Annotated in this window: 22 protein-coding genes; 3 read left to right on the forward strand and 19 right to left on the reverse strand. The window is 43.9% G+C overall.

What is annotated here, in order from left to right; genetic code table 11:
* Positions 1 to 31: 31 nt before the first annotated feature.
* Together CES82_RS00380 and CES82_RS00385 are read right to left on the reverse strand one after the other, a co-directional pair.
* Positions 32 to 730, reverse strand: coding sequence for a GntR family transcriptional regulator (locus CES82_RS00380; RefSeq protein ID WP_098823340.1), 699 nt, complete (start codon positions 728 to 730; stop codon positions 32 to 34).
* A gap of 220 nt (positions 731 to 950) precedes the next feature.
* Positions 951 to 3,083, reverse strand: a complete 2,133-nt coding sequence (locus tag CES82_RS00385; RefSeq protein ID WP_098823341.1) for an AAA family ATPase — start codon at positions 3,081 to 3,083, stop codon at positions 951 to 953.
* A gap of 292 nt (positions 3,084 to 3,375) precedes the next feature.
* Between CES82_RS00385 and CES82_RS00390 the strand changes: the two genes are divergently transcribed.
* Positions 3,376 to 4,356: an aldo/keto reductase gene (locus CES82_RS00390; protein WP_098823342.1), complete on the forward strand. Its 981-nt coding sequence runs from the start codon at positions 3,376 to 3,378 to the stop codon at positions 4,354 to 4,356.
* 97 nt (positions 4,357 to 4,453) lie between these two features.
* Here the strand turns inward: CES82_RS00390 and CES82_RS00395 are convergent, their stop codons facing one another.
* From CES82_RS00395 to CES82_RS00405, 3 genes are read right to left on the reverse strand one after another with little or no spacing between them, the layout of a single operon-like run.
* The gene (locus tag CES82_RS00395) at positions 4,454 to 4,840 is read right to left on the reverse strand and encodes a hypothetical protein (protein WP_098823343.1); all 387 of its coding nucleotides are present in this window, start codon (positions 4,838 to 4,840) and stop codon (positions 4,454 to 4,456) included.
* Entirely contained in the window at positions 4,833 to 5,153 is a 321-nt protein-coding gene (locus CES82_RS00400; RefSeq protein WP_098823344.1) for an acetyl-CoA carboxylase, read from the reverse strand. Before CES82_RS00400 ends, CES82_RS00395 begins: the two co-directional genes overlap by 8 nt.
* Positions 5,146 to 6,447, reverse strand: a complete 1,302-nt coding sequence (locus CES82_RS00405; protein WP_098823345.1) for a Y-family DNA polymerase — start codon at positions 6,445 to 6,447, stop codon at positions 5,146 to 5,148. The genes CES82_RS00400 and CES82_RS00405 overlap by 8 nt, the downstream gene beginning before the upstream one ends.
* 139 nt (positions 6,448 to 6,586) lie before the next feature.
* Here CES82_RS00405 and CES82_RS00410 point away from each other — a divergent pair, with 139 nt between their 5' ends.
* Both CES82_RS00410 and CES82_RS00415 read left to right on the forward strand, forming a co-directional pair.
* On the forward strand, positions 6,587 to 7,138 hold the full coding sequence (locus tag CES82_RS00410; RefSeq protein WP_098823346.1) for a PAS domain-containing protein: 552 nt from the start codon (positions 6,587 to 6,589) through the stop codon (positions 7,136 to 7,138).
* 249 nt (positions 7,139 to 7,387) lie between these two features.
* The gene (locus tag CES82_RS00415) at positions 7,388 to 8,545 is read left to right on the forward strand and encodes an ArgE/DapE family deacylase (protein WP_098823347.1); all 1,158 of its coding nucleotides are present in this window, start codon (positions 7,388 to 7,390) and stop codon (positions 8,543 to 8,545) included.
* A gap of 158 nt (positions 8,546 to 8,703) precedes the next feature.
* Here CES82_RS00415 and CES82_RS00420 read toward each other — a convergent pair whose 3' ends face one another.
* The 14 genes from CES82_RS00420 to CES82_RS00485 all read right to left on the reverse strand — a co-directional run bounded on the left by CES82_RS00420 (position 8,704) and on the right by CES82_RS00485 (position 24,517).
* Positions 8,704 to 9,468 carry a CAP domain-containing protein gene (locus tag CES82_RS00420; protein WP_098823348.1) on the reverse strand — a complete coding sequence of 255 codons (765 nt, stop codon included), beginning with the start codon at positions 9,466 to 9,468 and terminating at the stop codon, positions 8,704 to 8,706.
* A 349-nt stretch (positions 9,469 to 9,817) separates the two neighbouring features.
* On the reverse strand, positions 9,818 to 10,810 hold the full coding sequence (locus CES82_RS00425) for a D-2-hydroxyacid dehydrogenase (protein WP_098823349.1): 993 nt from the start codon (positions 10,808 to 10,810) through the stop codon (positions 9,818 to 9,820).
* 155 nt (positions 10,811 to 10,965) lie between these two features.
* The gene (locus CES82_RS00430) at positions 10,966 to 12,174 is read right to left on the reverse strand and encodes an RNA-guided endonuclease InsQ/TnpB family protein (protein WP_225364794.1); all 1,209 of its coding nucleotides are present in this window, start codon (positions 12,172 to 12,174) and stop codon (positions 10,966 to 10,968) included.
* A gap of 344 nt (positions 12,175 to 12,518) precedes the next feature.
* The gene (gene epsC / locus CES82_RS00435) at positions 12,519 to 13,076 is read right to left on the reverse strand and encodes a serine O-acetyltransferase EpsC (RefSeq protein WP_098823350.1); all 558 of its coding nucleotides are present in this window, start codon (positions 13,074 to 13,076) and stop codon (positions 12,519 to 12,521) included.
* Positions 13,042 to 14,229 carry a trans-sulfuration enzyme family protein gene (locus CES82_RS00440; protein WP_098823351.1) on the reverse strand — a complete coding sequence of 396 codons (1,188 nt, stop codon included), beginning with the start codon at positions 14,227 to 14,229 and terminating at the stop codon, positions 13,042 to 13,044. The genes epsC and CES82_RS00440 overlap by 35 nt, the downstream gene beginning before the upstream one ends.
* A 20-nt stretch (positions 14,230 to 14,249) precedes the next feature.
* Positions 14,250 to 15,167 carry a PLP-dependent cysteine synthase family protein gene (locus CES82_RS00445; RefSeq protein ID WP_098823352.1) on the reverse strand — a complete coding sequence of 306 codons (918 nt, stop codon included), beginning with the start codon at positions 15,165 to 15,167 and terminating at the stop codon, positions 14,250 to 14,252.
* Positions 15,168 to 15,771: 604 nt separating this feature from the next.
* A complete protein-coding gene (locus tag CES82_RS00450; protein WP_098823353.1) occupies positions 15,772 to 16,239 on the reverse strand; it encodes an arginine repressor in 468 nt (155 codons plus the stop codon).
* Between the two features lie 17 nt (positions 16,240 to 16,256).
* The gene (gene arcD, locus CES82_RS00455) at positions 16,257 to 17,729 is read right to left on the reverse strand and encodes an arginine-ornithine antiporter (protein ID WP_098823354.1); all 1,473 of its coding nucleotides are present in this window, start codon (positions 17,727 to 17,729) and stop codon (positions 16,257 to 16,259) included.
* A 31-nt stretch (positions 17,730 to 17,760) separates the two neighbouring features.
* The gene (locus CES82_RS00460) at positions 17,761 to 18,450 is read right to left on the reverse strand and encodes a Crp/Fnr family transcriptional regulator (protein WP_098823355.1); all 690 of its coding nucleotides are present in this window, start codon (positions 18,448 to 18,450) and stop codon (positions 17,761 to 17,763) included.
* A 41-nt stretch (positions 18,451 to 18,491) separates the two neighbouring features.
* Positions 18,492 to 19,454 (reverse strand): carbamate kinase, encoded by a 963-nt coding sequence (gene arcC, locus CES82_RS00465; RefSeq protein ID WP_098823356.1) that lies wholly within the window; start codon positions 19,452 to 19,454, stop codon positions 18,492 to 18,494.
* A gap of 167 nt (positions 19,455 to 19,621) precedes the next feature.
* Complete coding sequence (argF, locus tag CES82_RS00470) at positions 19,622 to 20,650, reverse strand: ornithine carbamoyltransferase (RefSeq protein ID WP_098823357.1); 1,029 nt, start codon at positions 20,648 to 20,650, stop codon at positions 19,622 to 19,624.
* 14 nt (positions 20,651 to 20,664) lie between these two features.
* Positions 20,665 to 21,903, reverse strand: a complete 1,239-nt coding sequence (gene arcA / locus CES82_RS00475; RefSeq protein ID WP_098823358.1) for an arginine deiminase — start codon at positions 21,901 to 21,903, stop codon at positions 20,665 to 20,667.
* A 493-nt stretch (positions 21,904 to 22,396) separates the two neighbouring features.
* The gene (locus tag CES82_RS00480) at positions 22,397 to 24,151 is read right to left on the reverse strand and encodes a DUF2075 domain-containing protein (RefSeq protein WP_225364795.1); all 1,755 of its coding nucleotides are present in this window, start codon (positions 24,149 to 24,151) and stop codon (positions 22,397 to 22,399) included.
* A gap of 12 nt (positions 24,152 to 24,163) precedes the next feature.
* Positions 24,164 to 24,517 carry a nucleotide pyrophosphohydrolase gene (locus CES82_RS00485; protein WP_369689061.1) on the reverse strand — a complete coding sequence of 118 codons (354 nt, stop codon included), beginning with the start codon at positions 24,515 to 24,517 and terminating at the stop codon, positions 24,164 to 24,166.
* Positions 24,518 to 24,526: the final 9 nt, after the last annotated feature.

Raw genomic sequence — 24,526 nt, forward strand, 5'->3', positions numbered from 1 at the left:
AGTTGGTCAATAGGACAAAGTTGTATTGCTTTTAGCTAGTATAAAAGATTAATTTTGCGAGTTTTGTTGATAAATAATGTTCGTTTGTCAATATAACTCTTTCATTTGAATCATAAATACACTCGATAATCTTAAAGAAAATTGAATTAGAACTGCCATATATAGCGTGTTTAAAAATCACCTTTTGTGGGTTGATAACCTCAACTTTAATCTGTGAGTTATAACCAATATCATAAACCTTTTCTTCAATTAGTCTTTGAATGTCCTTTTTGTTATACATATCCGTTGAACTGCTAGAAACTAATTCAGCCGGTACAATGCTCCTAGTATTCGCAATAATAGTATTATTATGTTGGTACCAAAGATCCACCTTAAAGTAAGCACCGATGTTTCTATGAAATAGTTCTTGGCTAAATGGGTTGGATTGTTCCACTTCTGATTCAGTAATTACATTGGTAATTTCCTCTGTACAAATGATTGGTACTAAAGGCCTAAATTGAGTAAACGTGTCCTCTAAATTACTTACGGTATCGGTTATAAGCCTTTGATGTCGCTTATTATTAACAATGCCGGAATCAACTAAATAGTCAATGGCCTTTCTAACTGTCACCCTACTCGCATGATAATTTATCATTAATTGTTCATCAGTAGGTAATTTATGCCCTGGTCTCAGGACTTGCAATTTAATATCTCTCATAATATTATTTGCAACTCGCTCATACTTGTACATGATCTATCCTCCGCATTTAATCTAATTTAATCTGCTATAATACAATATTATAATAGATTTTTTGTTTAAAAAACACGTTGTTGGAAAGTTACTGGAAATAATCAAGTTCATCGAAAACAATCTAATTATTCATTTATTTAACACAAAAAGCAGGACACCAAGCATATTGGTGTCCTGCTCTTCGTATGTTAATAGCTTATAATCTGATCAACAGCGGCAATTAAGCTGTCACCGCAGCCTTTTCACTAATCTTAATCGTGCCATCTACTAGATCAGCTTGCAGGTGCTTGGCATCCAAGTGATCCAGATAGAAGTCAGTGACCTTGTCACGAATTTGCTGTTCAATGACCCGACGAAGCGGACGTGCGCCCATTGCTTCATCGTAACCTTCCGTCATCAACCAGTTCTTAGCATCGTCAGAAACCGTTAAAGTAATCCCCTTCTTAGCCAATGTCTTGTTAACGTCGTCCAATAACAGGTCAACGATTTGACTCAGATCATCCTTGGTCAGGTGACTGAATTGAACGATCCCGTTGAACCGGTTCAGGAATTCTGGTCTGAAGTATGGTGCCAAACGTTCAGATAAACTGATATCCTTCTCTTTGTCACCAGTCAAAGCTTCGTTACCGAAACCGGCGTTAGAGGTGGCGATGATAATCGTGTTCTTAAAGTTGACCACGTTACCTTGACCATCCGTCAAACGACCGTCATCCATGACTTGCAGCAAAAGCGTCAACACTTGCGGATCAGCCTTTTCAATTTCATCCAAGAGAACGATTGAGTATGGGTTACGACGAACTTGCTCAGTCAAGGTGTTGCCGTTGTCTTCGTAACCAACGTAACCAGCACTGGTCCCGATTAACTTGGAAACCGCGGTCCGATCGCTGTATTCACTCATGTCCAACCGGATAATGGCATCCTTGTTGCCAAACATGTCCAGGGCTAATTGCTTAGCCAATTCCGTCTTACCCACACCGGTAGGACCAACGAACAGGAAGCTGCCGATTGGCCGGTTACCTTCGTCAAACCCAGCACGGTTACGACGAATGGCACGGGCTACCATGTCAACGGCTTCGTCTTGGCCAATGACCTTAGACTTCAGCCGGTCAGCAATGCCTTTCAAACGCTGAATATCGTTGGTACCCATCTTAGCAACGGGAATGCCAGTCAGCCGTTGAACGGATTCAGCAACGTCATTTGGCGTCGCAACCACGTTACTTTCAGTGGTGTCGTCAGCATGCTTGATTTGAGCTTCCAGTTTTTCGACGCGTTCCTTAGCTTTAGCGGCTTTTTCATAATCTTCAGCTTTAGCGGCTTCGTCCTTGGTCTTTTGAGCTGTTTTCAGTTGTTCTTTCAGACTTGCTTCATCGGAGCCAGCGTTGCCAGCTGCTAAATGAGCCGCGGTCATGTCAATCAAATCGATGGCCTTATCTGGTAACGTCCGTTGCGGCATGTATTGAACGGAATAGTCCACCGCCGCTTTCAACACATCATCCGGTAAGCTGACGTGATGGTGCTTTTCATAGAGGCCTTTGACCCCTTTCAAAATTGCCAAAGTCGTTTCCGGTGATGGTTCGTTGATCGTTACATCATTGAATCGACGAGCTAACGCCGTGTCCTTTAAAATGGTGTTCCGGTATTCATCTTGAGTGGTTGCACCAATCACGGTAATATCACCACGAGAAAGTGATGGCTTGATGATGTCAGCCAAGCCTTTACCGCCATTTTCTTCACCGCCAGTAGAACCAATACCCAAAATCTGGTGAATTTCGTCGAAGAATAAAATGACGTTACCGGCAGCCTTCACTTCTTTGACTAAGTTTTTAATGTTATCTTCAAATGAACCTCGCAACTGCGTTCCGGCTTCTAGTGAGGACAAATCAATGGACCAAATTTCCTTACCTTGAACGGCTTCAGGTACTTTGCCATCAGCAATCGCCTGTGCTAAACCTTCAACAACTGCAGTCTTACCAACCCCAGCGTCACCAACAAGGATTGGGTTGTTCTTGATCCGACGACTTAGAATTTCAGCCGTTTCTTGAATTTCCTTGTCCCGACCAATGACAGGATCCAGTAAGCCATCGCGAGCTTCTTGTGTTAAGTTACGACCTAACTTCTCCAAAATACCGCCCTTTTTAACGGCGTGATCACCAGTATCGTTCACTTCAATTTCATGTTCGCGGTCTGGTAACTTCCCCGTTGCACGGTACTGTGCGAATTCATCCGGCGTTAACTCGTGGCCGTTGACTTCGTAGCGTGCAGTTTCACCATTACCCATCTGTCGAAATAGGCTGTTAAACATATCATCCATGTTGTTATTGAAGAATGGATCATTGTTAAAATAATTTGCCATATTACATACACCCCCATGTGATTTGACGCCCAAGCAAAACGCAAAGGCACCGTCTGGTCGACGGTGCCTCGCTGATTGCTATTAAGTTGGTTAGTCTAGTCAGTCGAGGCGGATATTAACATTATATCGAACACAAGTCTGATATAGTTCTTATATCCCCGTCAACAATTATATAGTATCACCTTTTTAGCACTCTTGCAAGTAGAGTGCTAACTTTATTTTTATTTATTTTTGCGGGTCAAACTGGTTATAATAAGACTGTATGCTAAAACGCTTACAAGGAGGATTTACGATGTCAAAAACAGTAAAAATTGGTAAATCAGAAGTCACCTCAACCCCATTAGGTCTTGGAACCAATGCAGTTGGTGGTTATAACCTCTTCCCAAATTTGAATGACGAGGATGGTTTAAACATCGTTAAGACCGGTATTGAAAACGGCATTACGTTGTTAGATACCGCCTACGTTTACGGACTGGGCCATTCTGAGGAATTGGTGGGCCAAGCTATCAAGGACTTTGACCGTCATCAGTTAGTGATTGCCACTAAAGGTGCTCACGATTTTTCATCAGGTGAACAAGTCATTCGTAACGATCCAAAGTTTATCACCCAGCAAGTGGATGATAGCCTGAAGCGTTTAGGAACCGACTACATCGACATTTACTACCTGCATTTTCCAGATCACGATACACCAAAGGCCGAAGCAGTGGGTGCACTGCAACGTTTACGCGAACAAGGTAAGATTCGGGCAATTGGCGTTTCCAACTTCAGTCTGGATCAAATCAAGGAAGCTAACGCTGATGGGTACGTTGACGTGGTGGAAGATGAATTTAGCTTGCTGCATCAAGACCGTGGTGCAGATATGCTGCCATATTTAAAGGAAAATAATATTAGCTTCGTGCCATACTTCCCATTAGCGAGTGGTTTGCTGACGGGTAAGTATCAACGAGATATCGCCTTCCCAGAAGACGATATCCGCAGTCAAATAGCTGACTTCCAAGAACCGCGTTACGGGAAAATTCTCACGGCGGTTGATGCTGTTCGGCCAATTGCGGAAGCGCACGATGCCACGGTGGCGCAGACTGTCTTAGCTTGGTACATTAAGAATCCACTGATCAGCGTTGTGATTCCAGGGGCTAAAAAACCGGAACAAGTAGCAGCTAATGTGAAAGCGTTGAATGTAGAATTGAGCGACGAAGAATTCAAGCAAATTGATGATGCGTTTGCTGATTTTAAACAGATTAAGAGTGGAAAATCGTTGAAGGATCCGGATTAGAGTGTGGAAACAGGCGGTTAAGGAGCGACGTGTAAGGTGATGTTGGTAAAAATCCCGGTTTTGGATTTATGCCAACATCACCTTACACGCCAGTCCCTTAACGCCTGCTTCCACGCTCTATGTTTCTCACATCCCCAATCTCAAACCCTTGCTGCCCTTCCAAATAAACCATCTCATCCTCATACCCAATCACCTTGCCAACCAAATCTGGTAAAAATTCACCATTCAGATTCCGGTTATTCAACTGAACACTCACCGTTTGACCGTTCGCATAGGCTTCACTCAATACTTGAGCGATCTCTTCCACGGATTGCTGCGTCCTAGCCGGATACTTTTTTGCTTCTTGTTTGGCCTGCTTTTTCAGTGCGGCTGTGTGATCCGACAGATAGAATCCCTGCCACTTCACCACACCACGATCCTGATAATCGTGATCGAAGAAGCGCTGCACCAATTGATCATCATTAATCTGCTGTAACTTACTCATTGTTTAATCGCCTGCTTTGAATTAAACGCTGACTAGATGGCCAGCGTTGGCCTGTAAAACCGACAAACTCAAAACTCAGCTTAGTGTGTTCCCTTAGTCCCTTAACCACCTGTTCCAAATAGGTTAACTGGTATTGCTGAATACTGTGCAAAGGCTGAGACTTCAACCGTTGACCACGGTGCTGATAGTTAAGGAAGAAATTATACGTTTTATCATACGGATCATCCGTGATTTGAACTTGATAGCGAACTTGCGGCAATCGTTTAAAACCAGCATCCAAACGTTCCGTAATTAATTTTAAGTCCTTATTCATAAGCATTCCCTCCGTTATGTCCGCCGACTAATGACGCTCTATCAATAGCGGTACCACCTTTTTGTAAACTGTTAGCGTACACTAACCTAGTAAAACCAAACCGGTCACGAATTGCGTCAACCACATGGTCAGCCTTAACACGCTTAAGTTGCGTCTTAGCCGGTTCAAAAAAGTTCAGCTGCAAGCCTGTTGACGGACACAGCCTAGACGTATAAACCGCTACGTTTCGAATGGCCTGACCTCCCCAGTTGCGCCTAAACAAATCAAGGATTGCGGCCGTAATCTCAGTATTCTGATCAGTTGGTGCAATGCGCATCTCCTGATGAAACCCGCTGCGCCCATCTGCTTCACTGGCGGCGTAGGAAAAGCCGATGCCCAGTGACACGCAACCTGCCTGCTTATGGTGATGACGTAGACGAGAAGCCACTTGTTCACCGACTTCTTTAATCACCGTTTCAATCTCTGCCTGCTTTACGTAGTCTCTGGGCAACACTTGGGAGTTCCCCAAACTGGCATTTTTAGGTCCACGGCGCTTGTGTAACTGTGACCGATCGATCCCCCACGCCATGGCAAACAGTTGCTGACCCATCAACCCCATTTCGCCGTTCAACTGATACGGATCCACGTGGGCCAACTGATACATATTATGGATTCCCAGACGGTTTAAGTGAGCTGCGGTTCGCTTCGCAATCCCCCAAATGGCCGTTAAACTATCAACCGGCCAAATCGTTTGCGGTACGGTTGAGTAATGAATCTCACCAATCAGATCAGCATCATGCTTGGCATAAAGATCCAACGCTAACTTAGCTTGGAGAGGATTATCACCAATTCCAACGGTGGTGTATAACCCTAATTCTCGTCGCACCGTTTTTTGAATTCGAACGGCGACTTCTCTTGGTGTCTTCCCAAATAATCGCCAAGAATGGGTTAAATCCAAAATCGATTCGTCAATCGAATATGGCATTAAATCTTCGTTGGCAACAAACCGGCGAAAAATATCGTTGATCTGTAGATTGCGTTTAATATATAAATTCATCCGTGGGGGCACCACCACTAATTGCGGGTCCTGCGGTACTTCCCGGGCACGGGAAACGTTCGCTTGTAAATGATAACGTTTCTTAGCTTCCGGTGACGTGGCTAAAACCAGACCACCGTTCGTATTCTCAGCTTCACTCATCACTACAAGGCTAATCTTTAGTGGATTCCACCCTCGTGCAACAGCTTCGACGCTGGCGTAAAACGACTTATTATCGATTAAAAAGAAGACCCCGTGAGGTTCATTTTGGTAATTCATCACGCTCACCTCGAACATACGTTTGCATACATTATACAAACATATGTTCTTATTTGGCAAGCATTATTTCTAAATTTCTGAAGTCCTCATAGTTTCGTACTATAATATAGACATCAAATTAACATTGGAGGATGATTTTATGCCAGATAATGAGCCTTTCACGAAAGATGCCCACGTCACTTTTCCAAGTGGGACTTTAACATTGACTGAGCTTCAGCAAATTTTTAAAACGCTCCCCTTTGAGTTGGACTTGGTGGATGCTAACGACCGCTTTAGTTGGTATTCAGATCAGCCGAATCGCAACCACGGCCGCTCTCAAGACCAGATTGGCAAAACGCTGGCAGAAATTCATCCTGCCAAAATTCTGCCGACCATCAAATCACTTATTGAAAGTTTTAAAGCGGGTAAACAGGATTCCATAAACATTCCCAGCACACAAAACGGCCACAAAATTTTGACCACTTACTATGCGTTACGTGATGACGCCGGTGCCTACTTAGGGACTTTGGAATGCACCGCAAACGTTGACCAAGTGATCAGTATGTTTGAAAACGGCGCGTTTGATGCGATTTCCGGTGCGTCATCTCAGCCGGGTAAAAACAGTAACACCGCCGATGCTACAACAGGTGCATTGGCAAAACCAAAGATGCCAGAAAATTTGGATACCACAACTGGCGCATCACAAAAGTAAACAACAAGTAACGACGCTGCTCCGAAAATGAGAGTAGCGTCGTTTTACATTTTCAATAAACTGTGTAAAATTTTAAAAATCGTCCTTGTGAAAGTTGTACAAACAAATCATCTTAAATTGATTAAAATACCGCCATAAAGCCATTTAAAACTGCTTTTGCACACTAAACACCGAGTGCTAAAGGGGACAATTGTCCGAAAAAAGTTTATAATGTAAAGTATAAGTCTGAAAATGAAAGCGGAGGTCACTATGGATAAACAAAATAAAATTGACATCCTAACGCACTTGGTGCAAATTGATTCGGCTAATGATCACGAAAAAATGATTGCGGATTACTTAGAAAAGTTACTTACGGATCACGGCATCACAGTTAAGCAAGTTGAAACGTCTCCTGGGCGCAACAACCTGATTGCTGAGCTTGGCGAACCAGACGCAACGCCTGTTTTCGCGCTTGCTGGTCACATGGATACTGTCAGTTTCGGTAATGTGGACGATTGGGCACATGGCCCATTGTCAGCTGAAGTCCACGGTGACCGCCTTTATGGCCGTGGCAGTGCAGACATGAAAGGCAGTCTGGCTGCTATGGTTATCGCCATGATTGATTTAGCGGACAGCAAAGTTAAAATTCCTGGTCGCATCCGTTTACTAGCCACAGTCGGTGAAGAATACGGTGCCGCTGGGTCTAGACAATTAACCGAACAGGGTGAAGTCGATGATGTAGATGGCATGATCATCGGTGAACCAACTAGTGGCGATGTGGTTTACGCCCACAACGGTTCACTGAATTACACCGTAACTTCCGAAGGGACACCCGTTCACAGTTCCATGCCAGAACAAGGTGTCAACGCCTTGACTAACTTGGTGAAGTTTGTGAACGCTGAAGCCGATCTTTTCGCTGACGTGAAGCCAAGCAAGGAAGTTGGCCCATTGGTTCACAGTATCACCGTCTTCAATAGTGGCGACCAAGTCAACACGATTCCAGGTCACGCCGAACTGCAAGGAAACATCCGTGCCACACCTGAATTTGGTAACGGTGCTGTGATCAAGCGGTTGAATATGATCTGTCGTGGTCTGAGCTCAGCTGCTGATACTGATTTATCCTTCAACGTGGATATGTCCTTTGATCCAGTGGTCACCGATAAAGAAGACCCACTGGTTCAGTTGGCACAATCAGAATCAAGTAAAGCCTTGAAACATGACACTGAATTTAAAGTCATCCATGGTGCCACCGATGCCTCAGAGTATCGTAAAGCCGAAAACCAGTTCCCAATCGTCGTTATGGGTGCCGGTGACTGGGAGAATGCTCATAAGATGAACGAATACGTTGAATTGAGCCAATTCTTGGTGATGGATGACGTTTATAAAGAAGTTGCTTTGAAGTATTTGAAGAGTTTGAGTAAGAAATAGTTCGCCGCACAGTAAAAAGGGGCAGTAAGATTGTCGTCACAATCTTACTGCCCCTTTTTTAGGCTGCTTCACGAAAGTAACGAACCATCACTCCCACTCATCTCCACGCAGAATAACTGTTTAGGTTAAACTTGTCAGGTTTCCCTATGATAAACCGATTAATTTAGAGAACTATAAAAGTTCATGACGTTATAAACGTCACCATCGTGATAGACCGAGGCCACCGCAACTCTTGTCGCTTGAGCACTCATAATATTATCCCGGTGACCCCAGTTAGAAGCGGCATCGTCATAGAAGTACATATGAAAAATATCATCTGCCGTAGCTTGATTAGAACCTTGCCAGAAATCGTATGCAAGATTTTCGTTAAAATATCCAGCATTAAACCCAGCAGCATCCGCCATGTCAGACGCAATAAAATTACCAGCAGCATCCGTGTGACTAAAATTCTTGACAATCTGGTTAGCACGAACCAGTGTTACCTTCTGAAACAGGTTAGAATCTAACGTTACTGGCGCTAGACCGCCCGCGGTTCGATGCTGATTGATCAACGTCAAGAACCGTGCATCAGTTACTGCTTCATTGAACTTTTCAGCGGGTTTAGCTTTTTTTAAATAACCATGCCAGACCCAACCGGTACTCTTACCGACCTTAAACTTATAATAGATGCTGGCCTTGCCATTCTTTGAAACGTGCGCGGCATAGTAGCCTGTCACCTTTGATCCATATGTACCAAGTTTGCCCTTTTTATGCGTTAATTTAGCTGATGAATACACGTTAGCGTTTTTATTAGTCACCGTATAAGTCGCATTACTAATATTTTCGTACGACCGCACCTTAGTTTTAGCGTTACCAGAGACCGGTGTTAATAAAGTAAACAAAGCAGCTGAAAATGTAATCGTCATTAATTTTCCAAATTTCATAACGTCTTCTCCAATCCAGATTATCTGTTGATCAACAACTATCAGTCATACATCTCACATTACTGACATGCTCCTTGTAATAGTAGAATAACCATGAGCTTTTGTAAATGACTTTTCGTGTTCCTCGGCCTATCCTAACGTCTTCGATTGTTAACATCATTATGGCAGCATAAAGACGCCCACAGCAATACCTCTGTGGGCGTTTCTCCGTTAATTTAAATTACGGTAGGTTTTTTAAGCTTAAGAGACATGCTACAAAAGTCGTTTTAAGAATCATTTAGCTGGATAACTAAAAAGAACCAGCCCTAATAGTGGTTTTGAGTCTCGAAAAAACGATTCACAATACTTCTCAAAACTCATGCTCACTCTTCCCACCACTGATGATTGCCAAAGTATCATCCAGCGACTGCATCACCATGTTCTTGACAGCATGGTCAGTGAAGAACGCCACGTGCGGCGTGAGTAACACATTCGTCATTTTCTTCAACTGATTATAGTGATCAACCGGTGTTGGGCCATCAAACTTCTTGTTGAAGACCTTGGTTTCATCCTCAACCACGTCCAGCGCCGCGCCAGCAATCTGCTGGTTGTTCAGCGCACTGATCAACGCCTGGGTATCCACTACTGGTCCACGGGAGTCGTTGATGAAGAAGGCGGTTGGCTTCATTTGTACAAAGGCCTTGTCGTTGATCAAATGGAAATTATCGTCGCCGCCCCAAACGTGCACGGAAATAATGTCGGCCCGTTTGTACAGTTCTTCCTTGCTGACATAGGTCATAACCCCACGTAAATCTTCACGCGGTGCACGCAGATCATTGCCGATCACCGTTGCACCAAGGGCGTGGAAAATTCGTGCTAAGGTACCGCCAATCCGGCCAACACCCACGATGCCGACTGTCAGCTCAGTTAGTTCCTGTGACCGTAACCCAAGCACGACATAATTATTGTCACTGAGTCGGTCGTTAAATTGTGGGATGTGGCGAATGAGTTGCATTGCCTGAGTTAGTGCCATCTCAGCCACCGCCTCTGGTGAATAGGACGGCACGTTGGTTACCCGCAAATGATTTTCCTTAGCCCACTTCAAATTGACGGTGTCGATACCAGCCGAACGCGCTGACATTTGAACAATGCCATAACTGGCTAATTTTTTATAGAAATCTGGATTTTGAGTCACTACGGTTCGTTGCTTGAAATCAATTCCGTCGTAACCCTTGGCCATCTCAACCGTGTCATCGTGCAATTCTTTATCAGTACTATCAACTTGCACACCATGTTCCTTTGCCCATTGATCAACAAAGGGCTGTTCATCAATTCGTACGTTGTAAGCTAAAATCTTTGTCATTATGTGTCATTCTGCTACTGATAACTTATAAAAAGTTATAGATTATTCTTGCTTCTACCTATCCTGCCTCGCACGAAGCTCGCTAATACAGTTGGTATGATAGTCCACAAGCGTTAATTCCCGGCTAGCCACCGGTACATGCTTTGAAGCCTGTTTTAGTAGGCTAATTCAAAGTGTTCAGTATCCCTGATATTCAGGGCCGCATTAATATCACGGTCTTCAGTATAATGACAATTCTGGCATTCATACATCCGATCTGTTAGTTTCAAATCAACTTTTTTATGGCCACACCGATGGCATAACTTAGAAGTTGGTTCAAACCGACCAGTTAAGTGCACCGGAATGCTTAATTGCTGACATTTAGCAATCAGTTTAACCCGAAAGTTGTAGAATCCTTGGTAACTAACCGATTTTGCTAAATGCCGATTCTTCATCATACCTGAAACATTCAAGTCTTCTAAGGCTATCCACCATGGTTTGGTTCTCACCACAGCAGCGATAATCTTGTTTTGATAATCAGCTTGAATGTGAGTTAGACGTTGATACAAGCGTTGCACTTTCCGCTGAGTTTTAGCTAGATTTAAATCAGTAGCAGATTTCCCTTCTTTCTGTCTTCTAGCTTTCAGTGCAAGATACTGACGGGACAACTTCCTTTGCAGGCGTCTAAGGCGTTTTCTGATGCGTCTTGCGCGACTACTTTTATTCTGATTAGGATACAGAGTACCATCATTTAAGATGGCAAATTCTTTTAGACCAAGGTCAATGCCGATAGGTTCACCGGTCAATCCTAATTTGGGTAGCTCAGCCTGTTCCACTAAACAGGTCAGGTAATATCGACCAGCCCTAAATTTAATTCGGCCTTGTTTGATAACAAAGTGTTCTGAGTCTGTCGGAATATAGCCAAATTCTTTGAAGCGCACCCAGCCGAGCTTCGGTAGCTTGATTCGGTGACGCTGACAGGCAATGATTTGCGTCTTACTGTTCTTAACAAAGTAGTAACTGCCTTGACCGCGCTTAAACGAGCGCCAGTGTGGGAACCCACTCTGTTTCTTAAAGAACCGTTTCATGGCCGTATCAGCATCAATAAAAGCCTGTTTAACCGATTTGGCATATAAATCTTTGATCCATCGGTCATCAGGATTGCTCTCAAGGTACTCATGGTTAAACCATTTGCTGAACTCATAAGCGCCCATATAGTGATAACCGCATTCGTAACGCTGCCGGTTGATATCCAAAAACAGGTTATAGGCCCAACGACTGCCACCAATATGACAATCAATCTGCCAGGCTTGTTTTTCAGTCGGCTTAATTTCGACTTTATAGGTGAGTAACATCAGTTGTTCCGCCTTATTGAATTTAATCACCAAGGTGAGGTGTCCCTCATATTATACGGGATGGATTTATCCCCAAAAGCCTTTTAATGAAATTCATATAAATCACTACTTATAAGCTATCAGCTAATACGGAGTAGTATAGGAGCACCACTTTACAAAGACTTATATCCCTTTACAGCAAGACAGTTACTGCTCATTTCTCCTACCCAAAATTTAATCAAATAAAATCCCTTCCAGTTCGTGAATTGAACAGTAAGGGATCATCACTCTCCCAGTTAATGCACTGATAATTGATTACTTTCAATTATTAAGCAGTCTCTGAAGAGAGTCAATGTTAAGATTAGAAAACTATGGGTAATTAATGATAAACGCGTCTATGCTTTTGCTCGTTCATGAGCAGACTTTAAGGACATGGGCATGACCTTGATGCGCTTTCGAATTAACCTAGCTGGATTTCCCACTGCAGTCCAGTGAGCGGGAACATCTTCCAACACAACCGCGCCGGCACCAACTTTCGCTCCTTCGCCAACAACGATTGGGCCCAGTAATAACGCATTAGCGCCAATAAAGGCTCCCCGCCTAACAATTGGCTGACGTCTGCCATTCTTCACGCTATTTCGCGCGCCCAGTGTCACCCCTTGCAAAATGGTCACATCATCTTCCACAACCGCGGTGGCACCAATGACTACCCCGATGCCGTGATCGATGAAGACCCGTTTACCGATTTCTGCAGCTGGCGCAATGGTAATGCCAGTGGTTCTTGCAGCATGCTGACTCAAGATATTTGCCAAAACATAGTGCCGATGTGTGTTCAATGAGTGAGCGATTCGGTGCCAAAACAACGCCCTGACGCCAGGATAGGTAAGCACCACTTCCAGCAAACTGTGCGCTGCTGGATCACGCTTTAGGATGGCTCGCGGTGTTTGCAGCATGGCGCACGCTCCCTTGTACGGCCTTGAAGCCGCGGTCCAAATCGGCCAGTAAGTCTTTTTCATCTTCGACGCCAACGGAAAGGCGAATCAGTTCGTCCTTAATACCATTCTTGAGCCGAATATCACGTGGAATAGCACCGTGGGTCATCAGAGCAGGAATTTCAATCAAGGATTCCAAAGCACCCAGACTCTCAGCCAACGTCACAATCTTGAGGTTTTCAACAAACTTCTTAGGATCCAGTCCTGGTTGTAATTCAAAGGAAATCATGGCACCAAAACCGTGATGCATCTGCTTCTTGGCAATTTCGTAATCAGGATTTTCAGGATCACCTGGATAGTAGATTTTAGCAACGGCTGGCTGATCAGACAGGTAGTTGAAGACTGCTTGAGCGTTAGCTAGATGTGCCCGCATCCGAATGGCCAGGGTCTTCATCCCACGTTGTAATAACCAACTTTCCTGTGGTGCCAAGATGCCGCCAATCGCGTTTTGCAGATAACCGATCTTTTCGCCTAACTGGTCATCCTTGGTGACAATTACGCCGGCAATCACATCCGAATGACCACCGAGATACTTCGAAGCGGAGTGCAGCACGATGTCCACACCCAGTTCCAATGGCCGTTGCACGTAAGGCGAACTGAAGGTGTTATCAATAATACTCAGTAAGCCATGTTTGCGAGCTAAATCAGCAACAGCTTTAATATCGGTTACACGTAGTAACGGATTCGTCGGTGTTTCTAGGTATATGGCCTTAGTCGCTGGCTTGATGGCAGCTTCAACAGCAGCCAGGTCCCGCGTATCAACAACGGTAAAGGTCATGCCGAAGCGTTTCAGTACCGTGTCAATCAAACGGAAAGTCCCACCGTAAACATCGTTACCAACGATGAAATCATCGCCCGCGCTAAACATCGAAAATACGGTATCAATTGCTGCTGATCCGGAAGCGAAGGCAAATCCTCGAGTGCCACCTTCAAGGTCAGCGATTAACGCTTCAACCGCCTCACGTGTGGGGTTGCCAGAGCGAGAGTATTCGTATTTTGACTCGCCAATTTTACTTTGATGGAACGTGGATGCCATGTAGATGGGAATGGAAGTTGCGCCCGTGTATGGATCTTCGCTAATGCCGCCGTGTAATAGTTTCGTTTCAAATTTCATGTTAAAATCTCCTCTTCAATCTAGTCTTGTGCAGCGTAAATGTCTTCACTCATGTAACGTTCCGAACTGTCCGGAAATACCGTCACAATAGTGCTATTTTCAGGTAGCTGTTCGGCCACTTTTAAGCTGGCCGCCAACGCTGCGCCGGAAGAACTACCGATAAACAATCCCTGTTCAGCCGCCATCTTGCGAACGTACTTGAAGGCATCCGCATCTGAAATAGTGAGCGTTTGGTCAATTTGAACATCCTTGAAAAATGGCGGGATAAACTCAACACCGATTCCCTCCGTCTTATGAGGATGCTCTGGTCCGCCATTTAGAATCGATCCTTCAGGTTCAACCACGATGGATTGGGTATTGGCATTCTGTTCTTTCAAATACTTAGCAATGCCCGCAAAGGTCCCGCCAGAACCAGCACCGGCAATAAACGCATCAATAGGCTGATCAAGATCCGCAATCAATTCTGGTGCCAGGGTGTGGTAATAGGCCGCTGGATTAGCTGGATTTTCAAACTGCATCGGTACAAAACTATTTGGTGTTTCAGCAGCGATTTCACGCGCCTTTTTGATTGCGCCTTTAATCCCATCTTCCGCTGGTGTATTGATCAATTTGGCGCCCAACGCCTTCATCAGCGTCTGCTTTTCATAACTAAATCTCTCTGGAACAACGAGGATGGTTGGTAAATGATGTTCCTGGGTCGCCAATGCAACGCCGATACCCGTGTTACCAGCAGTTGGTTCAATAATGGTGGTCGTGGCGTTGATCTTACCTTTGTCGATACCATCCTGGATCATGTACTGACCCAAACGGTCCTTGATGCTGCCACCAGGGTTGAACATCTCTAGCTTGGCGTAGATATGTGAGTGGTTTGGAACCTCGATTTGCAGGTCGATTAACGGCGTGTTGCCGATGAGTTGCTGGATTGATTTGATTAACATGGTTTGTGATCCCTTTCCTTAAATTATTGGATGGATAATTTTGGTTGGGATAATTGTGATTTCTTGGTTGTGTGTAATGGTTTCGTCAGGCTGCCGTGTCTTAGCGTTTCGCTAAACTGATAGCCTCTTTCAGGCTACCGTGCCCTAACGCGTTCCACAAAACTGATAGCTATGTGTAAGGGCTGGCTGGGATAAATCCAAGACCGGGATTTTTCCCAGCCAGCCCTTACACGCCGCTATCAACCCGTTTTGTTCCACGCCCATTACACAAAAAGAACGCGCCCATTCCTCTTTCAGAATTGGCGCGCTCCTCGACCCCGTTCCACCTGGAACAGAGACTTTTAGGTTAAATCAACAATTACCCTTTAAAAGTCAATGCTTAACAGGCCAAACATCGCAGAACACGCGACGTTTGACAACAAGTATTTTGCAATTGAGCTTTAAAAGAATGGGTTATCATTGTTGATCCTCCTTCGATTTATAACTTGGGATTAATATAAGCGTTTAGGATGAAGATGTCAAACCTTTTTATTAGAAATTGATTAGCAAAAAACAAAAACATTTGCAGTATGACTGATCTAGTTGTCTTTTTAGTATGAAAATACTATTCAACCAAATCCTCATTCATATGCTTAATAAAGAGATCGTACATCTTCTGCGCTTCAATCTCATCCGCACTAATAATGATAATCACGTCATGCCCCGCTAAAGTCCCCTTAACTTCGGGCAGATCTAGGTCATCAAGAATCGCTGCCAGCATATTCGCATAGCTAGGAAACGTGTGAATCACGTTAAGAAACTGAACGCGATCAACTTGTGTGACTGTATCGCCAATCGAACGGTATAGATGCTGCATCTCGTTTTGATTACCTGCTTTATAAATCATATAGCGGGAAGATCCGCTGGCGTCCTGTTGCTTTACGATCTGCATTTCACGAATATCCCTGGATATCGTTGCTTGAGTCGCATTGATGCCGGCTTGACGCAGGCGCTCCATAAGCTCCTCTTGCGTCGAAATCACGTATTGATTAATCAGCTGTTCAATCTTAGTTTGGCGAACAGTCTTTTTCATCTTGTTTCACCTACTTCTTAAAATAATTTAGTGATCTGACTCCAGTCGAGATCTGTCAAACCATTAACACCCAAACGGAAGAGTTCAAACACCGTTAATAACGCGACGATGAAGATACCAATGGCGAGGATCCGTTCACCGGATGAGAAGATTTTATCCGCGTGGTTATCGCGCTTTTGCAGCATGTAATAAACCGGGATACCGACCGCAAACAGTAAACTCATCAGTAAAATGTAACCCAAGTTAGAAGCGTATAGCAACCAAATTGCGTAAATACTTGCGATCCAGCCAACGACTAGGTTGCCGGTACGTCCTGGGGTACCGACTGATTCATGCATGGTGAACTTCAATTGATAGAACGCTGAGAAGGCGTACGGAATCAGGATAGCGGCACTGGCAATTGAGTAGAAGAAATTGTATGCCGACGCGGTGATCAGATAACTGAACATAAAGAGTTCCACGCAGACGTTGGTAAACAGCAACGAGTTAATTGGCGCGCCATTCGCATTTTCCTTAGCGAAAACCTTAGGGAAGGTCCCCACCTTGGCAGCTTCGTATGGTAATTGACCGGCAAACATGGTCCACGATAGCCAAGCACCCACAACGGAGATGATCAAGCCAGCGTTAACTACTATGGCGCCCCACTTACCCACAACGCTTTGCAATAAGGCGGCCATAGCGGGTTGGCTCAGACTAGCTAAACCAGCTCTACGCATCACACCAAACGATAACAGGGTGATCAAAGCGTAAATCAAGATAACAGTGATAATTCCCAGCACCGTGGCTTTACCAACGTCTGAACGCCTCTTCGCCCGTCCTGAGAAGACAACGGCACCTTCAATACCAATGAAGACCCAAACGGTAACTAGCATGGTGTTTCGAACTTGCCCCATAACGTTACCGAACTGGAAGCCACCACTTGGTGTGAACCAGAAACCGTGGGTGAAAACACCCAACCGGAAGGAAATGACCATAATGACTAAGAAGATGAAAATTGGGATCAGTTTGGCGACAGTAATAATAGCGTTAACAAATGACGCTGATTCAACACCCTTCAATATCATGAAGTGGCATGCCCACAGAATCACTGAGGCAGCAGCGATGGACCACAAATTTTGCCCATCTTTGAAGACTGGAAAGAAGTACGCCACGGCGCTCATCAGCAAGGTGGCGTAACCAACGTTCCCCAGCCAGGCCGATAACCAGTACCCCCAAGCGGAGTTAAAACCCATGTACTTCCCGAAACCGGCTTCGGCGTAACTGTATACACCGGCATCTAAGTCGGGGCGTTTCATGGTTAAGTTCTGGAACGTTTTTGCCAGGGTCAACATCCCGATAGCGGTGATGACCCAGCCAATCATGATGGCCCCGGCACCAGCCCCCGCTGCCATATCATGCATCAGGTTGAAGACCCCGCCACCGATAATCGAACCCACGACTAAGGAAACCAGTTCTAATAGATTTAATTTACCCTTATTTGATTCTTCCAATAGTTACACATCCTTTCGCTCTAGAATGCTCTTAGGTCAGCAATTCTGGATTAAACTGAAAGTTCTTGTGCTGATAGACCACGACACCCTCATCGACTAGCTTGCTGACAACTTGGCCAGCAGTTTCCCGTGTGGTACCACTAACGCGAGCAACTTCCTTTAGCGTGATGGGGTACGGAATCTGAGTTGTTTCCGATTCATCTTGAGTCCCCAGATCCTCTGCAATCAGCATCAGCGCCTGTTTCACGCGGTGTGTTGCACTGGAAGTCACCATCCGTTGCAGCCGATTTTCGTCATCATCGATAATTTGACCCATTTGAGAAATCAGGCACACCATCATTTGCTTGTTATCCCGCAGTAATTTCTCAAAAACTGGCATTGGAAACGAGGCAATCGTGATGGCAGTCATGGCCATAGCAGCGTAAGTGTACGTTTCACCAACAAACATGCCGCGGTACGGAAACGCCTTGTGGGGACTCACGTAGTTAATGAATGGAAAACTGCCCGTCTCGTCCACCCGTTCAAGGCGCACTACCCCATCGAGCACGTAGTAAAACCGCGTTCGCGGATCACCCTGATCAAACAGCACTTGCCCTTTAGCGAAAGTTTTAACTTGCATCTGCTGAGCTAGCTGTTCAAATTCATTGTCAGTAAAGGAAGCAAACTCCTCTTGCTGGCGGATGATTTTACGATATTTTTCAAGTTCATCCATTCTGTTCATGTTGAGTCCCCTTTTCGATCTAATGCGTTTTCGTACCTGGACTATTTAGTTGGTACTGGGGCAGCGGAGATGATGGTGCCGCTACCCGTACTGAGAAATTGACCAACGTTTTCTAACGACGTCACAACCGCTTTGGCATCCGGACGTTGTTCAACAAACTTGATAGCAGCCTCCACCTTAGGCAACATGCTGCCCTTAGCGAATTGATCCTGCTGCATGTAATGTTTCAATTCTTTAACGGTGACATTGGTTAACTGCTTTTGATCAGGCTTGTTGAAGTTCACGTAGATGTTATCGACAGCAGTTAGGATGATCAGCAGGTCAGCGCCCACCAGTTCAGCCAGTTTTTCAGAAGCGAAATCCTTGTCGATCACGGCTTCTCTGCCCACGAACCGGTTACCATCGCGGACAACGGGAACACCGCCACCACCGACTGCCACAGGGATGATATCAGCATCGACCAATTTATTCACGACATTTGCCTCGTTAACGCCGATTGGCTTTGGTGACGGTACAGCGCGACGGTATCCCCGCCCAGCATCTTCCACAAAAGTCTGGTCTGGGTGTTCTGCACGCAGCTTAGTGACCTCGGTTTCACTGTAAAATGGACCGATTGGTTTGGAGGGGTTGGTGAAAGCTGGATCATCAGCGGCTACCTCAACCTGAGTCACCACCGTGGCAACGTCGATAGCCATATCATTTTCAGCTAATACTTGGCTCAATGCGTTTTGCATCCAGTAGCCAATACTGCCTTGGGTCATAGCTACTGCGGTGTCCAACGGCATTGCGGGATTAGCCTCCGTACTGCCAGCAGCTTGTTGAAGCAGTAAATTACCCACTTGAGGACCATTACCATGAGCAATGATCAAATGATTCCCCTGCTTGATAAATTCCACGAGGTAGCGTGCTGTGTCTAATAAAGCTTGTTGTTGTGCCGCTGCACTGGCGTCTTTTGATAGAATGGCGTTACCACCCAGCGCGACAACGATTTTTCGTCCTGACATTATAAACATCCTTTCGTTTCAATATGAGCCAATTGTGATTTGCTCGTTTAATTTCAATTTCACTAACATGAGGGGTCGCACTTAAATAATCCTTGAACCAGATTATTTGAGCGCGGCCCCTCATTTATTGGGAGTTAAACGTCTTTGATTCCAATTATCGCAAGTGATTAAACTCTTGGAATGAAGAGATTTCCTAAAGTTGCCGCCATCATCGCTTTAATGGAGTGCATCCGGTTCTCTGCTTCTTCGAATTGGCGTGCGTATGAACTACGAAAGACTTCATCAGTAACTTCCATTTCAGTAATACCGTATTTTTCTTGAATTTCTTTACCGTATTCAGTATCAGTATCATGGAATGCTGGTAAGCAATGCATGAAGATCAATTGATCATCTGGGGTACCGGTCTTCTTCAGTGCGGCCATGTTAACTTGGTATGGTTGCAATAATTTGACCCGTTCTTCCCAGTTGCTTTCGCCCATTGATACCCAGACGTCGGTATAAACGATGTTTGACCCCTTCATACCCTCATCCAGATCATCGGTGATGAATAACTGAGCGCCAGATTTAGCAGCGAATCCGTTAGCCAGGTCTTGGATTTCTTTGGTTGGGTGTAATTCTTTAGGAGCAACGATATGAATGTTAACGCCTAAGATGGCACCCGTTACTAACAGAGAGTTGGCAACGTTGTTACGGCCATCACCCATAAAAGTCAGGGTTAAGCCCTTTAAGTGACCAAAGTTTTCCTTCACCGTCATGAAGTCAGCCAGCATTTGAGTTGGGTGCCACTCGTCGGTGAGGCCGTTCCAAACTGGTACACCGCCGAATTCGGCTAACTGCTCAACGACTTTTTGACTGAAACCACGGAATTCGATGCCGTCAAACATACTTCCCAGTACTTTAGCAGTATCTTCGACAGATTCCTTCTTACCGAGCTGAATATCGTTAGCACCTAAGAATTCTGGGTGAGCACCGAGATCAATAGCTGCGGTCGTGAATGCTGAACGTGTTCTAGTTGATGTTTTTTCAAACAGTAAAGCAACATTTTTGCCTTCCAAGTAATGGTGTGGAATGCCAGCTTTTTTCAAAGCCTTTAAATGCAAACCAAAATCGATCAAGTATTCAAGTTCAGCCGCGGTAAAGTCTTTTTCAGCCAATACTGAACGGCCCTGAAATACACTGTTTTTGAAATCTGTCATGTTAAAATTCTCCCTTATTTTAAATCTTCTCTTACTAATGGCATGCTCATGCAACGTGGACCCCCACGGCCCCGAGATAATTCACTTGAAAGAACTTCCAGAACTTTAAGGCCGTGTTCGCGCAGTACCCGGTTGGAGACGTAGTTACGGTTGTAAGTAACAACGACACCTGGGGCAATTGCCAACGTGTTTGAGCCATCGTTCCATTGTTCTCTGGCCGAGACGATTGGGTCGCCAGCACCAGTTGGAATCAAGTCAAGATCGTCTAAGTGAAGGGCGTCTTTAAGCACTTGTTTTAAGTCGGTTCTGTAATCAAGGTTTAATTCACCATCGTTGCCTTGGGTGATCGTCCAAGTATCAATGTGACCACCTTCACCTAAGATACCTGGGTGAACGGTGAACTGATCCTTGTTGATCATGGTAAAGACGGTGTCCAAATGCATCATCGCATGGTTGTGTGGGATGCGGATGGCAATGATTTTTTCGTAACCGCTCTTGTTCTTGAAGAGGTTCCGGGCAATGTCTTCAATAGCGTTAGCTGAAGTCCGTTGCGAAACACCAATTGCGAGAACGGTATCACTGAGAACTAATTCATCCCCACCTTCGATACGGGTATCGTGGTTACGATCACGCCATACCTGAAGGCCTTGGTTAGCAAACCGTGGATGATATTTGATAATTTCTTCGTAAAATAAGGATTCACGACGACGTGCAGGGAAGGTCATGTGGTTAATGCTCAGTCCCTCGCCGATTGAGGCTGCTGGGTCGCGTGTGAAGTAGAGGTTAGGCATTGGATCCATGAAGAATGGGTAATCCTCTTCTTCGGCCGCGCTGACAAGGTCGCGTGGCACAAAGTCGAGTTCGTTCTTACGAACACCGCCCATGATCTTAATGACCATCTCCTGAGTTGACTTCGAACTGAGGTATTCTTTCAAAACGTCGTGCAGGACACCAGCTGCGTAGCCGGATTCTGCCAACATTTGGTCAAGAAAGGCATCTTTAACTTGGTCGCCGCCAGCATCCAGTGCTTCGGCTGCCAATTTTTCAAGATATAAGACCTCAACACCGTTATCCCTTAGCGTATCCGCAAAAGCATCATGTTCCTTTTGGGCTACAGGTAAGTATGGGATGTCGTCAAAAAGCAATCGGGGCATCATATCTGGTGTGAAGTTTTCAACTTCAACGCCGGGCCGCTTTAACATCACAACTTTCAATTTGCCAATTTCAGAAGTGATGTGAATTGGTTTTGTCATTTTGTTACCTCCTATCTCATTTGAACAACATCATCATATCCGATATTGTAACCGTTTTCTAAAGCGCTTTCACACTAAAAATGTACGTTTTTTCACGTTTTAATTTGACGTTGTATATTTGGAAACGTTTATGTAATAAAGATGAATATTCAATATAAATTAAGTATTTATACGTTTTGTTTTGTATAAAATTAGAGAATAATATTTACGTTAAAATTTGAATCAATTTTGTTTAATTCCCTATTTAATAGCGTTTATGACATTTATTAACTATAATTATTTACATATTATGTATTTAGTTTAAATGTATACTAATTAATTGGATTGTGAATAATATAATTGTGAGGAATCACTAGTTTTACTGGGTTATATGTGATAGTTAGACTATATATTGCATTTCTACACATGAGATTAGGTATGGTGTTTCTGTAAGCTTACTGAGTATTTGTGAAAGTAAATGAAAAACGAGACCACATTATCATGGTCTCGTTTCTTAACTATTAAACATTTCAGATAATTTATTTCTTAAAGCTTCGTCCACCGCGTAAATATATAATCCATTCACACCACGTGTTAAAAGGACGTTTAATTCGTTTGCCAGTAATTCATCGCTGACATACGCCATTTCACCGGTCGAAGAAAGTTTTCGCTGATGAATTGCATTCTTGTTTTTACTTTTGCTAGGATCAAATTGAATCCTGCCATCGCGATAAATCACAGAGGGACCAATAATTACGCCGCAATAATTTAAATCAAATCCCTGTATGGTATAGGTTGAGCCAACTTCATCAATTGTTTGCTCCTGCTCTGGCCAGGCTAATTTTTTTACTGAACGTTCACTCTTTAGCTGAAGATTCCAAGGTAACTCTAAGTTACCAGCATTCACCATCCACAGTTTCCCGTCTTCGCGTTTTGCTTGCGTAAACTTCCAATCGAAAGTTGCCACTAAACGAGATATACCGCTGTTTGCTTGATCGGCATTCTTTTGTTTGATTTGATGATACATCTCGGTAGCATCATCAAAAATCCGCAAGTCATACCCATTTGAATCAGGATGAAATGGCAATACTTGTCTACGAGAATCTGTAATTGCACGAATCCAGTCAATGGTCTGGTCATCCGCTTTCATCCGCAACTGTTTTTTCAATTCAATCAGGTTATCTTGACTGTCAGCCTTACTCCGAATCTTATCAATATCTGACTCCTCAAGATATTCTTCAGTTTTTAAGACTTGTTTTGGGTCAAAAATAGCTACCGTTACTTTTGAGCGTTTCATAATATCATCTAACTGATTCTTACCTTGATAAGCTTGCTTCCCTTGCGTCCAAAGTAAGTGAGCTTCATCAACTAATACGATATCGACTTTATTCTTTGGATCATGGTTATGAATAAAGCGAGTAGCTTTTGATACAGTGTCCTCATCCTTACCATCTGTGATTCCTAATTTCATCAAAATATCTCTGTAAACCTTCAGTTGTTCATCATGATTAACAATCAAGTTTATCTTAAGGTTACTAAATTGTGGATGATCACTGCTATTACTATACTGAAACAACTGATAAAAAATTGTGCTAAGCAGCACCGTTTTACCCGAACCGGCTTCACCTTGGACTAGTATAAGCTGGTCCTCTTTACCTGCTAACAAAACCTCTGTGATTCGATCTTGAACCAAGTTTTTCGCATCAAACTGTTCTTGAGTCAGTTTGTGGAAAGGCGAAGCTTTAAATAATGCCGAATCACGAATAATCTGTTCCAGTGGAAAGAGCTTATTATCCAATTGTCTGAGCTGCCGCCAAGCCTTGGAGAAGATATCATCTCTGTCATTTTCCGTATAATACTTATTTTGGTCATTTTCACGCCGATTATTCAGATTCTGTACACTGCTAACCCCTGACATATATAACATCATTTTATTTTCAATATCTAAAGTCAGCGACTTATTAAATAGATTATGACCGATCACAACCATATTTACATCTTCAGCAGCTCTAAAATCCGCCCAATCACTTCTAACTTTTGGATCTTCGATTAAATGTTGACGGGTTCGTTGCCAAATATTATTGGTTTCGCCAACATAGACATCATACATATCTTTCTTATTCTTCTTGTAAATAATGTACACAGTTGGATAGTCAAACAATAGTTCATCGGCTGGAGTACCTTTGACTTCATGGGATAGTTGTGTGAGCCCCTGGACATTATATGGAATTTTTTTAACTAATGGCCTAGCAATATCACTCAAACGCATATCCTCCTAACGCTATTTATCAAACTTCCAGTGACGATTTTTATTTGTCTGTAACTTCTCATACACGATATCATTTGGATTAACACCAAGTTTATCACACATATAGTATGCGTATGTGAGTGTATCGGCCAATTCCATTTTCAATGATTGTAAATCTTCTTTGTTCTCTAGTATTTGATCATTGTTCTGGCTGTCTTTCCACAGAAAATGCTCGTTTACTTCTGCCGCTTCTATTGACAAAGCTCTGGCTAGGGCAGGAAGTGTATGGTAGTTTTGCCAATGACGTTCGTCACGAAACTTGATTAATGCTGCGGATACTTCTTCGTAATTCATTAGATCACCTTCACTAATATCGTAAAATTTCAAAGACTTTTC

It is taken from the genome of Secundilactobacillus silagincola, from assembly GCF_002583405.1.
GTDB classification, from domain to species: domain Bacteria; phylum Bacillota; class Bacilli; order Lactobacillales; family Lactobacillaceae; genus Secundilactobacillus; species Secundilactobacillus silagincola.